The sequence below is a fragment of the Streptomyces sp. NBC_01451 genome, assembly GCF_036227485.1.
GTDB lineage: Bacteria > Actinomycetota > Actinomycetes > Streptomycetales > Streptomycetaceae > Streptomyces.
On sequence record NZ_CP109479.1, the window covers coordinates 2,634,510 to 2,647,996 of the forward strand.

General features: G+C 70.5%; 16 protein-coding genes and 1 pseudogene. 8 read left to right on the forward strand and 9 right to left on the reverse strand.

What is annotated here, in order from left to right:
* Positions 1-4 precede the first annotated feature (4 nt).
* Genes OG595_RS11115 through OG595_RS11125 form a run of 3 tightly spaced genes read left to right on the forward strand, consistent with a single transcriptional unit; the run spans position 5 to position 1,719 of the window.
* Complete coding sequence (locus OG595_RS11115; RefSeq protein ID WP_329270596.1) at positions 5-418, forward strand: hypothetical protein; 414 nt, start codon at positions 5-7, stop codon at positions 416-418.
* Positions 405-1,037 (forward strand): hypothetical protein, encoded by a 633-nt coding sequence (locus OG595_RS11120; RefSeq protein WP_329270598.1) that lies wholly within the window; start codon positions 405-407, stop codon positions 1,035-1,037. The genes OG595_RS11115 and OG595_RS11120 overlap by 14 nt, the downstream gene beginning before the upstream one ends.
* Positions 1,038-1,077: 40 nt before the next feature.
* Positions 1,078-1,719 carry a hypothetical protein gene (locus OG595_RS11125; protein ID WP_329270600.1) on the forward strand — a complete coding sequence of 214 codons (642 nt, stop codon included), beginning with the start codon at positions 1,078-1,080 and terminating at the stop codon, positions 1,717-1,719.
* Positions 1,720-1,750: 31 nt separating this feature from the next.
* Here OG595_RS11125 and OG595_RS45350 read toward each other — a convergent pair.
* Both OG595_RS45350 and mnmA read right to left on the reverse strand, forming a co-directional pair.
* Positions 1,751-1,840 (reverse strand): annotated as a pseudogene (locus OG595_RS45350) (N-6 DNA methylase); the annotation flags it as partial.
* A 97-nt stretch (positions 1,841-1,937) separates the two neighbouring features.
* Positions 1,938-3,065 carry a tRNA 2-thiouridine(34) synthase MnmA gene (gene mnmA / locus OG595_RS11130; protein WP_329270601.1) on the reverse strand — a complete coding sequence of 376 codons (1,128 nt, stop codon included), beginning with the start codon at positions 3,063-3,065 and terminating at the stop codon, positions 1,938-1,940.
* Between the two features lie 60 nt (positions 3,066-3,125).
* Here mnmA and OG595_RS11135 point away from each other — a divergent pair, with 60 nt between their 5' ends.
* Entirely contained in the window at positions 3,126-3,791 is a 666-nt protein-coding gene (locus tag OG595_RS11135) for an N-acetylmuramoyl-L-alanine amidase (RefSeq protein WP_329270602.1), read from the forward strand.
* 224 nt (positions 3,792-4,015) lie between these two features.
* Positions 4,016-5,494: a multicopper oxidase family protein gene (locus OG595_RS11140; RefSeq protein ID WP_329270604.1), complete on the forward strand. Its 1,479-nt coding sequence runs from the start codon at positions 4,016-4,018 to the stop codon at positions 5,492-5,494.
* Between the two features lie 108 nt (positions 5,495-5,602).
* On the opposite strand, the gene OG595_RS11145 is transcribed toward OG595_RS11140, so the two are convergent.
* Both OG595_RS11145 and OG595_RS11150 read right to left on the reverse strand, forming a co-directional pair.
* Positions 5,603-6,766, reverse strand: a complete 1,164-nt coding sequence (locus OG595_RS11145; protein ID WP_329270607.1) for a cysteine desulfurase family protein — start codon at positions 6,764-6,766, stop codon at positions 5,603-5,605.
* Between the two features lie 379 nt (positions 6,767-7,145).
* Positions 7,146-8,102 (reverse strand): DMT family transporter, encoded by a 957-nt coding sequence (locus OG595_RS11150; RefSeq protein WP_329270609.1) that lies wholly within the window; start codon positions 8,100-8,102, stop codon positions 7,146-7,148.
* Between the two features lie 103 nt (positions 8,103-8,205).
* Here OG595_RS11150 and OG595_RS11155 point away from each other — a divergent pair, with 103 nt between their 5' ends.
* Positions 8,206-8,739 (forward strand): CGNR zinc finger domain-containing protein, encoded by a 534-nt coding sequence (locus OG595_RS11155; protein ID WP_329270611.1) that lies wholly within the window; start codon positions 8,206-8,208, stop codon positions 8,737-8,739.
* Positions 8,740-8,756: 17 nt separating this feature from the next.
* Here the strand turns inward: OG595_RS11155 and OG595_RS11160 are convergent, their stop codons facing one another.
* Together OG595_RS11160 and OG595_RS11165 are read right to left on the reverse strand one after the other, a co-directional pair.
* Positions 8,757-9,032, reverse strand: coding sequence for a DUF4190 domain-containing protein (locus OG595_RS11160; protein ID WP_329270613.1), 276 nt, complete (start codon positions 9,030-9,032; stop codon positions 8,757-8,759).
* Positions 9,033-9,037: 5 nt separating this feature from the next.
* Positions 9,038-9,190: a hypothetical protein gene (locus tag OG595_RS11165; RefSeq protein ID WP_329270615.1), complete on the reverse strand. Its 153-nt coding sequence runs from the start codon at positions 9,188-9,190 to the stop codon at positions 9,038-9,040.
* Between the two features lie 125 nt (positions 9,191-9,315).
* Between OG595_RS11165 and OG595_RS11170 the strand changes: the two genes are divergently transcribed.
* Entirely contained in the window at positions 9,316-9,942 is a 627-nt protein-coding gene (locus tag OG595_RS11170) for a TetR family transcriptional regulator (RefSeq protein ID WP_329270617.1), read from the forward strand.
* Positions 9,943-10,083: 141 nt separating this feature from the next.
* Here the strand turns inward: OG595_RS11170 and OG595_RS11175 are convergent, their stop codons facing one another.
* Both OG595_RS11175 and OG595_RS11180 read right to left on the reverse strand, forming a co-directional pair.
* Positions 10,084-10,452 (reverse strand): hypothetical protein, encoded by a 369-nt coding sequence (locus tag OG595_RS11175; protein ID WP_329270619.1) that lies wholly within the window; start codon positions 10,450-10,452, stop codon positions 10,084-10,086.
* 200 nt (positions 10,453-10,652) lie between these two features.
* Positions 10,653-11,513, reverse strand: a complete 861-nt coding sequence (locus OG595_RS11180) for a thioesterase family protein (protein WP_329270621.1) — start codon at positions 11,511-11,513, stop codon at positions 10,653-10,655.
* Positions 11,514-11,658: 145 nt separating this feature from the next.
* Here OG595_RS11180 and OG595_RS11185 point away from each other — a divergent pair, with 145 nt between their 5' ends.
* Positions 11,659-12,918: an alpha/beta hydrolase gene (locus tag OG595_RS11185; protein WP_329270625.1), complete on the forward strand. Its 1,260-nt coding sequence runs from the start codon at positions 11,659-11,661 to the stop codon at positions 12,916-12,918.
* Here the strand turns inward: OG595_RS11185 and OG595_RS11190 are convergent.
* Positions 12,815-13,483, reverse strand: a complete 669-nt coding sequence (locus OG595_RS11190; protein WP_329270627.1) for a trimeric intracellular cation channel family protein — start codon at positions 13,481-13,483, stop codon at positions 12,815-12,817. The genes OG595_RS11185 and OG595_RS11190 overlap by 104 nt on opposite strands.
* Positions 13,484-13,487 lie beyond the last annotated feature (4 nt).

A 13,487-nucleotide genomic window follows, 5' to 3' on the forward strand; every position in this document is an offset into this window, starting at 1 on the left:
GACAATGGACCTCAACTCGGCGCATCGCATTGTCGAGGCCGAAGCCGCGCGTACCGGTCTCGGCACCGGCCCCAACCGGCGGCTTCGGCTGACGCTGTTCATCGGGATGCCGCTTTTCCTGCCGGTACTGGGAATCATGATCCTGGTGCCGAAGTCCCTGATGAACGAAGTGCTCTACGTCTATGAGGCCGCGATCATCGGCTGCCTCATGCATTATGTGTGGGTTTTCGGGAAATATCCTCGACTCACGGACCGTCCGCCCTACCTCACCCGGGATCTCGCCATGGGCGGCGGCTTCTTCCTGCCCTCGCTGTTCTTCGGCTTCTGGCCTGGCATGATCGCCGCTCCGGCGTGGGCACTCTTCGTGGGCGTTGCCTACGCCGTGGAAGTGACACGGGGGCGCAATGACCACCGTTGAGCACCGTCCGCCCCCGAACGGTTTCAACCTGGTGCCGCCGCCCGGCTGGGACGTCATTCCGCTTCGCGCGGGCACCAAGGAAGCGATGGACCGCATCGTCCGGAAGGCCGTCGCACAATTGCCCGTCGGATTTCCCAAGGACGACATTCCAAAAGCCCGGATGAAGCTCATTCAGGAGATGAAGAAGGTCGTCCGCCGCGCCAGCGCCAAGGGAGGCATGACCCTCTACCTCCCCACCGAACGTCTCCACGGCATCGCGCTGCCCGTTTCGTTCGTGGCCTCGGAGCCGATCGAGATCCCCCGGGTGAGGCCGGACAGCGGTCCGGAGGCGGTCCTGGCCGCGCTCGCCTCCGAGATCCCCGGTGCCGAGACGCGGACACTGGACGACACCGCGGCCCTGCGCTCGGAGCGAGACGTACCGGCCAACGCGGCGCAGGGCGTCGATGTCGCTCACCGCCGGGTCCAGTACTTCGTTCCGGTCCCGGACAGCGCCCCCGACCAGTACCTCACCTTCTCCTTCAGCGCCCTGATCGCGCCCGGCTCGGATCCCGCCTTCTACGACACCCTCGTGGAGTTGTTCGATGCCGTGATGGGCACCTTCCGCTGGACCTACGCCTGAAGGCTCTCTTCTGCCGTACCTCCGAAGAAAGAGACCGCCCATGTCCGAAGGCACCCTGTGGAGCACCGACCTCGGCGCCCCGCTCCACATCGACACGGATGCCAGCCCAGACATCTGGGGCTATATCCATCTCCAGATCGACAAGAAGACCTTCAAGGAATGGCTGGATCTGCACCTGATCGGCTTGGCCGCCGTCCACGACATCGAGCTCACCCGCAAACTGCGGCGTTTCCACAAGAGTTTCTACGAGCAGACAATCGTCACGCTCCGGGACAAGCTCCAGGCCGACGAGGCATTCGTCTACCACCCCGTTCCACTGACCTACATGCCGCTGGTGATGCACGCCACCCGCCTCCAGTGCGAGGCCCGTGACGCGGCCTCCTGCGAGGGAAGCACCGCGTTCACGGTGCCGAACCCGGAAATCCCCGAGTGGCAGCAGCGAACCGGCAGCACGCCCTTCGCCTCTCCGTACCTGGGCGCGGACGGGCTCCGGATCACGCGCTCCTACCCTGCGGACAGCACCATCATGATGACCTCGGTGACATACCACTGGCACACCCCGCCGGGCCTCCCCGACGTCGTCCTCCGCGGCCACCACGACGATCCGGAACTGATCGCCGCCGCGATGGAGGCATTGGACGAATTCGCGCGGACGCTCCGACTTCCCGGGACGGCCCGTTGAAGTCGTCCGGGCCGCCGCCCTCGTCGACCTGCTCGTGGGCGGCGATCAGTATGCCGCCGGAGCCCGCGCAGAGGTCGTAGACGCTGTCTCCCTGTTTCGGGTCCACGAGGCGCACCATCATGAGGACGGCAGACAGCCGGACGTGTCGACCCCGATGACAGCGGAGTTCGTCGCCCCCGAACAAAATCGAAGCGGCCCGTCTGCCTGCCGGGTTCCCCTCAGCCGACCACGCCCGCCGCAGCCCGGTTCGTCGTGGCGATCGTCGCCGAGCCGACGACGCGGGTGCCGTCGTACAGGACGATCGCCTGGCCCGGTGCCACCCCGCGGACGGGCTCGGTGAACGTGACCTCCAGGGTGCCGTCGACGAGTTCGGCGGTCACCTCGGTCTCGCCGCCGTGGGCGCGCAGCTGGGCGGTGTAGGTGCCGGGGCCGGTGGGGGCCGCGCCGCACCAGCGGGGCCTGATCGCGGTGAGGGCGTCGACGTCGAGGGCGGCGGCCGGGCCGACCGTCACCGTGTTGTTCACCGGGGAGATGTCGAGGACGTAGCGCGGCTTGCCGTCGGCGGCCGGGGTGCCGATGCGCAGGCCCTTGCGCTGGCCGATGGTGAAGCCGTACGCGCCCTCGTGCGAGCCGATCCTGGCGCCGGACTCGTCGACGATGTCGCCCTCGGCGCGGCCCAGACGGTTCGCCAGGAAGCCCTGGGTGTCGCCGTCGGCGATGAAGCAGATGTCGTGCGAGTCGGGCTTCTTGGCGACCGCGAGGCCGCGCCGCTCGGCCTCCGCGCGGATCTCGTCCTTCGTGGTGAGGGTGTCGCCGAGGGGGAACATCGCGTGGGCGAGCTGGCGGTCGTCGAGCACCCCGAGGACGTACGACTGGTCCTTGGCCATGTCGGAGGCGCGGTGCAGTTCGCGGGTGCCGTCCTCATGGACGATCACCTGCGCGTAGTGGCCCGTGCAGACCGCGTCGAAGCCGAGGGCGAGGGCCTTGTCGAGGAGCGCGGCGAACTTGATCTTCTCGTTGCAGCGCAGGCACGGGTTGGGGGTGCGCCCCGCCTCGTACTCGGCGACGAAGTCGTCCACCACGTCCTCGCGGAAGCGGTCGGCGAGGTCCCACACGTAGAAGGGGATGCCGATGACGTCGGCCGCGCGGCGGGCGTCCCGGGAGTCCTCGATGGTGCAACAGCCACGCGCGCCCGTGCGGAACGACTGCGGATTCGCGGACAGGGCGAGGTGGACGCCTGTGACGTCGTGGCCGGCTTCTGCCGCGCGGGCGGCGGCTACGGCGGAGTCCACGCCGCCGGACATGGCGGCCAGTACGCGGAGGGGCTGCTGCGAGGTGTGAGTCATAACCCCTCAAGGGTAAGGGGCGCCGGGAACCGGGGCGCGCGAGTATCCGTTGACGATCACATGAAGGAAACACAGGCTCCGCGCGACGGCGACCGGCGCATCGGGCGGCGCGCGCTGCTCATCGGCGGGGCGGTGGCCGCCGTCGCCACGGGCGTGCTCGCGCGGGACGAACTGACGCGCCTGTGGTGGCGGGTGCCCGGAGTGGCGAAGCCGCGCAAGGAGGGCGAGGTCGACTACGCGGGGGCGCGCTGGGTCGCGGCCTCGTCGGCGAACTGGCGGATGGCGGACCGGCCCGACGACTACGGCGTGGACCGGGTGATCATCCATGTCACGCAGGGCAGTTACGCGAGCGCGGTGAAGGTCTTCCAGGACCCGGAGCACCGTGCGGCGGCACACTACATAGTCCGCAGGAACGGGCAGGTCACGCAGATGATCCGCGAGCTGGACGTGGCGTTCCACGCGGGCAACCGGGAGTACAACGAGCGGAGCGTCGGCATCGAGCACGAGGGCTTCGTGGAGAAGCCGGAGGACTTCACGGACGCGATGTACGCCGCCTCGGCGCGACTGACGGCCAGGGTCTGCGCGCGGTACGGCATACCCGTCGACCGGGAGCACATCATCGGGCATGTGGAGGTACCGGGCACGGACCACACCGATCCGGGGAAGGGGTGGGACTGGAAGCGGTATCTGCGGCTCGTCGAAGAGGCCGCCACCGCGACCACCTGAAGATCATTGTGGCGCATGTCACAGTCGCCGAGATCGTGAGTGGCCCATGAGCGTCGGCCGCCCGAAGTGTCCCGTCCGCCGATCCTGACCTGCGCGACACCAACTCGCCTTCGCTCTCATGCAGTTGAGGATCGAATTGGGGCTTCCGGTTTCCACAGGTTCCCGTGGGACTTCAAAAGTTCGCCCCAGTCTTTACACAGTCCTTAGCCCAAAGCTCCGCTGCCATGAGCGAAACGAAGAGCAAGGGCAAGGGCCTGCACCGTCGGAAGTTCCTCGGCGGCATGGCCGGAGTTGGTCTGGCAGCGGTCGGTGCGGCGGGGGGGACCTTCGCACTGCTGACCGACGGCAACACCTTCAAGGCCTCAGCGGCCGACAACACCCTGAACATCCCGGACCTGCTGGAGGGCACCACCGCCGACGGCACCACCACGTTTACCCTGACCGCGCAGACCGGGACGCACGAGGTGGTCAGCGGCGTCACCAGTACGTCGGCCGGCTACAACGGCTCGTACCTGGGCCCGACCATGAAGTGGACCAACGGCGACACCGTCCTGCTGAACATCACCAACGACCTGGGCGCCGACACCACCGTCCACTTCCACGGCGCCCACATCCCGCCCAAGATGGACGGCGGCCCGCAGAACGCCTTCGCCGACGGCACCACCTGGTCGCCCACGTTCGAGATCAAGGACGAGGCCAAGACCCTCTGGTACCACCCGCACGCCCTGGGCACCACGGCCGAGCAGGTCGTCCACGGCCTGGCCGGGATGATCATCGTCGAGGACGAATCGGACGCCTCGGCCGCGCTGCCCAGCGAGTACGGCGTCGACGACATCCCGCTGATCCTCCAGTGCCTGGCCTCCGACACCTCGGGCGACGTCAAGTACGACCTGACCGGCTACCTCTCCTCCGGCCTGGTCTATCCGGTCCTGTGCAACGGCACCAACGTCGACGCCACCACCCTCAGCTTCACGGCCACCAAGACCCGTACACGGTTCCGGGTGCTCAACGCCTCCCCCTCCGACATCCTGACCCTCCAGCGCAGCGACGGCGGAACGCTCACCCAGATCGCCACCGACCAGGGCTATCTGACCGAGTCCGCCGAGGTGACCTCCATCCGGCTGGTGGCGGGCGCCCGCGCCGAGTTCCTCCTCGACCTCACCGATGCGGTGACCCTTCAGACCGTCGTCACCACCGGCTGGGTACGCGGCGGCAGCGGCACCTACGACTTCCTGACCGTCACTCCGGACGCCTCCGACACCCCGGCGGACCTGCCGAGCACGCTCAACACGATCACCCGCTACGACACGACGGACTTCACCGCCCGCACGATCACCCTCGGGCAGCGGGGCACGACGATGCTCATCAACGGCTCGGCCGGCACCTCCATGTCCTCGATGGCGATGATCTCGACCACCCTCGACGCCGAGGAGATCTGGACGGTCACCAACTCCACGCAGCTGGAACACTCCTTCCATCTGCACGACGTGCCGTTCCAGCTGATCGAGATCAACGGCGTGGCGCCCACCGGCACCGACCTGGGCTGGTTCGACACCTACGAGGTGGTCGGCGGTGGTTCCATCAAGATCGCGATGAAGTTCACCGACTTCACCGACGACACGTACATGTACATGCTCCACTGCCATCTGCTCCAGCACGAGGACGAGGGCATGATGGCCGCCCTCATGGTGACGGACAGCTAGCGCCTGCCGACGGCCCCGAAGGGCGGCGGCCCCGCCGGGCAGCCCTTCGACCCGCCCGGCGGCCTCGGCGGCGCCACCTGACGGACCCGCCGCCGAGGCCGCCCCCGGCTAACTCAGCCCGGCCGCCCGCGCCCGCTCCACCACGGGGGCGATCGCCTTCGCCACCGCCTCCACGTCCGCCTGGGTGGAGGTGTGACCGAAGGAGAAGCGGAGGGTGCCGCGGGCCAGGTCGGGGTCCGTGCCGACGGCCAGGAGGACATGGCTGGGCTGGGCCACACCGGCCGTGCAGGCGGACCCCGTCGAGCACTCGATGCCCTGGGCGTCCAGGAGCAGCAGCAGGGAGTCGCCCTCGCAGCCGGGGAAGGTGAAGTGCGCGTTGGCGGGCAGCCGGCCGACCGGGTCGCCGCCCAGGACGGCGTCCGGCACCGCCCTGCGCACCTCCTCGATCAGGGAGTCGCGCAGGGCGCCGATCTCCTGCGCGAACCACTCCTGCTGCTCGGCGGCGATCCGCCCCGCGACAGCGAAGGACGCGACGGCCGGCACATCGAGGGTCCCGGAGCGTACGTGCCGCTCCTGCCCACCGCCGTGCAGCACGGGTACGGGGCTGTACTCGCGGCCCAGCAGCAGCGCCCCGATGCCGTACGGGCCGCCGATCTTGTGGCCGGAGACGGTCATCGCGGCGAGCCCGGAGTCGGCGAAGGAGACGGGCACCTGGCCGAAGGCCTGCACGGCGTCGGCATGCAGGGGGACATCGAACTCGCCTGCCACGTCGGCGAGTTCACGGACCGGCATGATCGTGCCGATCTCGTTGTTGGCCCACATCACGGTGGCCAGGGCCACACTGCCGGGGTCGCGGGCGATGGCCTCGCGCAGGGCGTCGGGGTGGACCCGGCCGTGCGGGTCGACCGGCAGGTACTCGACGACGGCGCCCTCGTGCTCGCCGAGCCAGTGCACGGCGTCGAGGACGGCGTGGTGCTCGACGGGGCTGGCGAGGACGCGGACGCGGGCCGGATCGGCGTCCCGCCGGGACCAGTACAGGCCTTTGACGGCGAGGTTGTCGGCCTCGGTGCCGCCGGAGGTGAACACGACCTCGCTGGGCCGGGCGCCGAGCGACTCGGCGAGCGTCTCCCGGGCCTCCTCGACCGTGCGCCTGGCTCTCCGGCCGGCCGCGTGGAGTGAGGAGGCGTTTCCGGTGACGCCCAGCTGCGCGGTCATTGCCTCGACCGCCTCCGGAAGCATCGGGGTGGTCGCGGCGTGGTCGAGGTATGCCATGGTCCCGTGATTCTACGGCGCCCCGACGCCCCGCCCACGGCCGAGGCCCTACTGCCGCCGACCCGGCACCGTCCGTCGGGAGCCGGCGGCCCCGGGGCCCGTCCGGCCGCCACCGAACCCGCCGACCGGACGGGTCGGCCCGGAACCCACCGCGCACCCGTCGCCGCACACCCGGGAGGCCGGGAGGCCGGGAGGCCGGGAGGCCGGGAGGCCGGGAGGCCGGGAGGCCGGGAGGCCGGGAGGCCGGGAGGCCGGGAGGCCGGGAGGCCGGGAGGCCGGGAGGCCGGGAGGCCGGGAGGCCGGGAGGCCGGGAGGACCGACGCGCCGGACGAAGGCGGCCCCTCGCCTCCCCTCCCTGCGCGCCGAAGGGATCCGGGCGCTACTTGCGTGCCGCGAGCAGTACGCCCACGCCACCCAGGACCAGGCCGGCGACCGCCGACAGGCTGAGCGTCTGGCCGATGACGATCCGGGCGAGCAGCGCGGTGACGGCCGGGGTCAGGAAGAAGAGCGTGCCGACGCGGCTGGCGTCCTGCGTCTTCAGCATGAAGTTGAGCAGCAGGAACGTGCCCACCGAGTTGACCAGCACGATCCAGGCCAGCGCGCCGCCGAAGGCACCCCAGTCGGTGACCTCGGGGTCCTCCAGGGCCAGAGTCATCACGCCCATCACCGGGGCGCCCGCGAGGAAGTGCACGGCGGTGCCGCTGCGGACGTCCACACCCTGGGTCCAGCGCTTCTGGTAGACCGTGCCGACGCTCAGGCCGAGCAGCCCGACGAAGGACAGCACGACGGCACCGGTGGAGAAGTGCAGCGCCCCGGCGACGGCCAGCGCGACCCCGGCGCCGCCGACGGCGAAACCGAGCCACTGCCTCCTGGTGATCTCCTCGCCCAGCAGGAACCCGGCCAGCAGGGCTATCAGTACGGGGTTGAAGCCCTGGATGAGCGCGACGACACCGCCGGGCAGGCCCGCGCCGATGGCCGTGTAGAAGGCGCCGAACTGCACGGCCTGCATCAGCAGACCGACGACGATCACATGGAGCAGCGTCCGGCCCCTGGGCCAGGGCGCCCCGGTGACCAGGGCGACGATCGTGAGCAGGACACCGGCGACCGCGAAGCGGGAGAACGTCAGCAGCAGGGGCGGGGCGGCGTCGGTGCCGATGACCGCCGCGATGAACGCGCTGCTCCAGAGGACCACGAAGACGGCGGGGATCGCCGCGGAGGCCCGGTGCGGGGCGTCGGCGGCCACCACCGCACGGGACCCGGCGTCCGCCTCGGCCCCGGCCTCGCCCCTACCCCTGACCCCGGCTTCGGCGAGGTCAGGGTCGTCGCGTTCCGCCACAGGGTGCCCCCCACGAGAAGTAACCAGTCAATCAGGTTACTTGGACTCTATGGGCACCCGCCGAACCGGTCAATGCGGTTACGCGTGGGGCTACCCTCGGGGGATGAAGTTCGCATTCGTCAGCGGCAGCGCGGCCCTGGACTTCGCCGGCACCGTGCAGAGCCGGCGCGACGCCCCGCTGGACCTGCTCACCACACCGGCCGACCTCACCGAATGGGCCGTGGCCTCGGGAGTCCTCGACGCCCCCGCACCGGCGACCGGGGGGGACCTCACCCGGGCCGTGCACCTGCGGGAGGCGATCTACCGGCTGACGCTCGCCTCGACCGACGGATCCCCCTTCACCCCGGAGGACTGCTCCGTCGTCAACCGCGCCACCGAGCCCGGCCCGGTGCGCTGCGAACTGCTGCCCGACGGCACTGTCCTACGCCACGGCACGATCGGGGCCGTCCTGTCGACGCTGGCCCGGGACGCCGTCGAGCTGATCACCCGCACCCCGGAGCAGGTGAAGGAGTGCGCGGCGGCCGGCTGCACCCGTCTGTACGTCGACCGGTCCCACCGCGGTTCCAGGCGCTGGTGCGACATGACGCGCTGTGGCAACCGGGCCAAGGCCGCGCTCTACCGCTCACGGCATGCCTGACCGTCCTCGGACGGCGGTCAGAAGCTCCACGACACGGTGTTGTCCAGCTGCATGAGGGTGACCAGTACGACCAGGTCGGCGACGCCGAGACCGAGTCCGAGCCAGGCCCGTCCGGGCCTCTTCGTGCCGCGCCAGAGGGCGACGACGGCCAGCGCGATGGCGACGGGGCCGAGGAAGACGTTGAGGACCAGCAGGCCGATCAGGCCCAGGACGAAGGACGCGACGGCCATGCCGTCGGCGTCGCGGGGGGCGGTGCGCTCGGTACGGCCGGTGGCCGATGCGGTGAGTTGCATGGTGATCAGCTCCGACGGGCGAGGCGCTCACGGAGCGCGAAGATGCCGAGCCAGGCGGCGATGCCGGCGGCGGCCAGGACGGTGAACGAGACCGGGAGATGGGCGACGGTGCCCAGCACCATGCCCAGCAGCAGAAGAACGGCCACGAGGAAGAACATGGGAGGAGATCCCTTTCGTTCGTTACAGTTCAGTGAACGATTGTAGTAACACTTGTTCACTGACTCTTGAGTCTAGCGCGTCTCCCGGCTTTTCAATTACAGAGAACAGTTGTTAACTGCATGGCATGAGTCACACTCTCGGCATCCGACAGGCCCAGAAGCAGAAGACCCGGCAGGCGCTCCTGGACGCGGCGCTCGGCCTGTTGGAGGACCAGAGCCTGAGCAGCCTCGGTCTGCGTGAGGTCACCCGCGCCGTCGGCGTCGCCCCGACCGCCTTCTACCGCCACTTCCGCTCCACCGCCGACCTCGGCGTCGCCCTCGTCGAGGAGGCGCTCGGCAGCCTCCACCCGATGATCGGTACGACGGTCTCCGGGTCCGGCGACAGCGAGGAGCGCATAGTCCGCGCGGTCGACCTGATCGCCGGTCACGTCCGGACGCAGCCCGCCCACGTCCGCTTCATCGCGCGCGAGCGGCACGGCGGGGTCCAGCCGGTCCGCGACGCCATCCGGGACCAACTGGCCCGGTTCGCCGAGGAGGTGCGGGACGCGCTCGCCGAACAGCCCGAGTCCGAGGGCTGGACCGACGAGGACCTGCTGATGCTGGCGGGCCTGTACGTCGACCAGATGCTGGTGACGGCCTCCCAGTTCCTGGAGACGCTGGACGCCCCGGCGGCACGGCGCGAGCAGGTGGCCCACCTTGCGACGCGCCGGATGCGGCTGATCGCCATCGGCCGCGGACACTGGCTGGCCTGACCGGCGCGGAACCCTCCTGCCCCCCCCTGGAACGCCCCTGGAGCGCCGTTGGAACACCCCCCGGAACGCACGTGGGCGGCGCGCCCGTCCGTCGAGCGCGCCGCCCATGTCGTACCCGCGAGGCCCCTGGCCCCGCCGCCGTCAGCCCTGCTGCTGAGCCTGCTGGCCCTGCCCGCCGCCCTGGCCGCCGCCGGGGCCACCACCGCAGCCACCGCCGCCGCCCTGGCCGCCACCACCGCCGGGGCCACCGGACGGCATGCCCGAGGGCGCACCGGACGGAGCCGCGCCGGTGGGCGCGCCCGATGGGGCCCCCGAGGCACCGGCGGCCGGGGCTCCTGACGGGGCGCCGCTGGGCGCACCGGACGGCATGCCCGAGGGGGCCTGGCAACTCTGTCCGGAAGTACCGGAGTTGCTGCTGTTCGAGGACGACGAGTCACCGGAACCGCAGGCGGCGAGCAGCGGGGACAGCGCCAGCAGGGCCACGGCGGGAACGAGACGCACACGCTTCATGAGAAACAACTCCAGGAAGATGAAAGAGTTTCGAGGCGGGCATCGAATCAACGACACCTGGTTCTTCCTTGAGTACGCCCTGTTCACTGCCTGTGCGCCAGGTAAAGCGCGTCTACAGGAACGCGCCTGACCTGGCCTTTCTCTCCGGAGAGCCAACTACCCACTGATACAGGTCCGTGACAGAAGCCGCCGCGCGGCCCTCATCCGAGCCGTACGCTCGCCAACTGCCTTGACTGGGCGACGAGTCGGTCCGCGCTGTCCCAGACCTCGGCGTCCTCCTCAAGGAAGCCGCCGGCCATGTTGCGGGTCGTTATGGAGACCCGCAGCGGACCCGGGGCGGGCCGGCAGCGCACATGGACGGTCAGTTCGACCGTCGGGACCCAGCCGGAGAGGCCGATCTCGAACGCGGTCGGCGGCAGCGCGTCGACGGCGAGAAGCAGCGCGAGCGGGTCGGCGTCACGGCCGTCGGCGAGCCCGAACCAGGACCGCATCTCCCCCTTGCCTGAGGGTGCGCCGAGCGCCCAGCCGAGGGTGGCCGGGTCGAGCTTGAGCATCAGCCGGTCGGCGATGGCGGAGCTGCCGGGGACGGGGGCGGGCGCGTCCTGCGGGCCGAAGCACTGGTGCATGGGCGGCAGCGCGGGCGGCTCGGCGGTCGTACGGACATCGTCGGGGAGGGTGTCCAGGTCGCCGTAGGAGGCGAGGACGCGGATCCGCTCGACCTCCTGGCCGTCGTCGTCGTACTGGAAGAGCGAGGCCGTGCCGGTGGACAGTGAGCGTCCGGTGCGGACCACGTCCGTGCGGACGACGGCCGGACCCGGACGGGACGCGGTGAGGTAGTGCGCGGAGACGCTGAACGGGTCGCCGTGCGGGAGGGCGTCCGCGAGGGCGCGGCCCAGCACCGCCAGCAGATAGCCGCCGTTGACGGCACCGATGACGGTCCAGCCGGCGGAGAGTTCGGTGTCGTAGACCCCGGGCGCGCGCCGGGTGACGGCGGTGTCGCGGTCGAACTCACTGTCACCGATGGTGGCTCGCGCGGTCTGCGCGGAAGCTGCTTCTGGCATGTGTGAACGGTACAGCAGAGCAATACTAAGCGGTAGCTTTTGTCGGGTGCGGGCGGTGCCGCCTCTTGGTAAGTGACCGGAATGTCTTGGGTAAGGGTTCGTCCGCAGCCGTGACCTCCGGCGTCGGATCGTCCTCCTTCCAGACATGAGCCTCACCGGTACGCCGTTCCTCCTCACGACGATCGCGCTCGTCGCCGTCGCCGTACTGCTGCCCCTCGCCCTCTGGTCCCGGGTGCGCGGGCCCGCGCTCGTGCGTGGCGCCGCCCGGCTGCTGATGGTGCTGTTCGCCCAGGCCACGGCGGTCACCCTGGTGTTCCTGCTGGTGAACAACTCCAACAACCTGTACGACAACTGGGGCGACCTCCTCGGCACCGGCGACCATGTCCAGGCCGCCGCCGACCTCGGTCCCGACGGCACCGGCGGTATCTCGCTGCGCAGACTGCCGAAGGTGAGGCAGACGTTCCGCGAGGCCGACGGGCCCGGCATGCACGCGGCCGGCGGCGTCGAGGTCACCGATCTCAGGGGCCAGGTCTCGGGCGTCGACGCCGAGGTCTACGTCTGGCTGCCGCCGCAGTACCACCAGGCCGCCTACCGGCACCGCAGGTTCCCCGTGGTCGAGTTGCTGCCGGGCTACCCGGGCTCGGCGAAGTCCTGGTTCGGCTCACTGCACGCTCCCCAGCAGCTGCTGCCGCTGATGAGGAGCGGCCAGATCACGCCCTTCATCCTGGTGTCGCCGCGCACGACCCTCATCGCCGACGCGGACACGGGCTGCGCCAACATCGCGGGCCGGGTCGACGCGGACACCTGGCTCAGTGTCGACGTACCGAAGATGGTCACCGACAACTTCCGCGCCGAGGGCGGGCCGGGCGGCTGGGCCGTCGCCGGGTACTCGGCCGGAGCGCACTGCGCGGCCAAGCTCGCCGTCGCGCACCCCGACCGCTACCGGGCCGCGGTGTCCATGTCCGGCTACAACGACCCGGCCGGGGAACCCCTCTCGCTGGCCGCCCGGACCCCGCAGCTGCGGGCCGCGAACAACCCGTACCTGATCCTCAAGCACGACCGCGTGCCGCCCGCCGTCGCGCTCTACGTCTCCGGCGAGTCCGGTGACGGCTACGAGGCCGGCCTGGCCCTTCAGAAGGTGGCGAAGGCACCGACCGCGGTGGACGTGGTATATCTGCCGCGCAGCGACGGCGGGCACAACATGGCGCTGTGGCGGCCCCAGATCACCACGGTGTTCCGCTGGCTGACCCAGCAGTTCGACGCGGGCGGCCGGAAGGCGAGCGACGGCCTCGCGACCGGCTCTACCCGGCGGACTCCTCGTCACGAGCCGTCGACCGCCGGTGCCACGCACGCGGAGCTCGCCAGTGGAACCGCATCGCGAGCAGCCGCAGTACGAAAGCCGTGACGATCGCGAACCCGCTGGTGAACGGGTTGAGGATGTCGTAGCGGATGCAGAGGACGGCCAGCGCGGAGCCGACGATCGCCGGAACCGCGTACAGGTCGCGGTCCCAGCGCAGCAGTGAGGGAACCTCGTTGGCGAGCACGTCACGCAGCACTCCGCCGCCCACGGCGGTCGCGAGACCGAGGGCGGCGGAGGCGGTGAGGCCGAGACCGTAGTCGTACGCCTTCACCGTGCCCGTGACACAGAACAGCCCGAGGCCCGCCGCGTCGAACACGTTCACGCCCGCCTGGATGCGCTCCACCTCCGGGTGGAGGAAGAAGACGAGCAGGGCGGCGAACAGCGGCGTCAGGAAGTACCCGAGATCCGTGAACGCCGCCGGGGGCACCGCCCCGATGACCAGATCCCGCAGCAGCCCGCCGCCCAGCGCGGTGACCTCGGCGAGTACGGCGATCCCGAAGACGTCGAAGTTCTTCCGGACGGCGAGCAGAGCGCCGGAGATCGCGAAGACGAAGATGCCGACGAGGTCCAGGGTGTGCTGGACGGAGGGACTGAAGAGCTGCTGAATCACCCCC

What these genes read in the sequence shown, in the direction of transcription:
- OG595_RS11115 (WP_329270596.1), top strand. Translation starts at nt 5, where the DNA reads ATGGACCTCAACTCGGCGCATCGCATTGTCGAGGCCGAAGCCGCGCGT.
- OG595_RS11120 (WP_329270598.1), top strand. Translation starts at nt 405, where the DNA reads ATGACCACCGTTGAGCACCGTCCGCCCCCGAACGGTTTCAACCTGGTG.
- OG595_RS11125 (WP_329270600.1), top strand. Translation starts at nt 1,078, where the DNA reads ATGTCCGAAGGCACCCTGTGGAGCACCGACCTCGGCGCCCCGCTCCAC.
- mnmA (WP_329270601.1), bottom strand. Translation starts at nt 3,065, where the DNA reads ATGACTCACACCTCGCAGCAGCCCCTCCGCGTACTGGCCGCCATGTCC.
- OG595_RS11135 (WP_329270602.1), top strand. Translation starts at nt 3,126, where the DNA reads ATGAAGGAAACACAGGCTCCGCGCGACGGCGACCGGCGCATCGGGCGG.
- OG595_RS11140 (WP_329270604.1), top strand. Translation starts at nt 4,016, where the DNA reads ATGAGCGAAACGAAGAGCAAGGGCAAGGGCCTGCACCGTCGGAAGTTC.
- OG595_RS11145 (WP_329270607.1), bottom strand. Translation starts at nt 6,766, where the DNA reads ATGGCATACCTCGACCACGCCGCGACCACCCCGATGCTTCCGGAGGCG.
- OG595_RS11155 (WP_329270611.1), top strand. Translation starts at nt 8,206, where the DNA reads ATGAAGTTCGCATTCGTCAGCGGCAGCGCGGCCCTGGACTTCGCCGGC.
- OG595_RS11160 (WP_329270613.1), bottom strand. Translation starts at nt 9,032, where the DNA reads ATGCAACTCACCGCATCGGCCACCGGCCGTACCGAGCGCACCGCCCCC.
- OG595_RS11165 (WP_329270615.1), bottom strand. Translation starts at nt 9,190, where the DNA reads ATGTTCTTCCTCGTGGCCGTTCTTCTGCTGCTGGGCATGGTGCTGGGC.
- OG595_RS11170 (WP_329270617.1), top strand. Translation starts at nt 9,316, where the DNA reads ATGAGTCACACTCTCGGCATCCGACAGGCCCAGAAGCAGAAGACCCGG.
- OG595_RS11175 (WP_329270619.1), bottom strand. Translation starts at nt 10,452, where the DNA reads ATGAAGCGTGTGCGTCTCGTTCCCGCCGTGGCCCTGCTGGCGCTGTCC.
- OG595_RS11180 (WP_329270621.1), bottom strand. Translation starts at nt 11,513, where the DNA reads ATGCCAGAAGCAGCTTCCGCGCAGACCGCGCGAGCCACCATCGGTGAC.
- OG595_RS11185 (WP_329270625.1), top strand. Translation starts at nt 11,659, where the DNA reads ATGAGCCTCACCGGTACGCCGTTCCTCCTCACGACGATCGCGCTCGTC.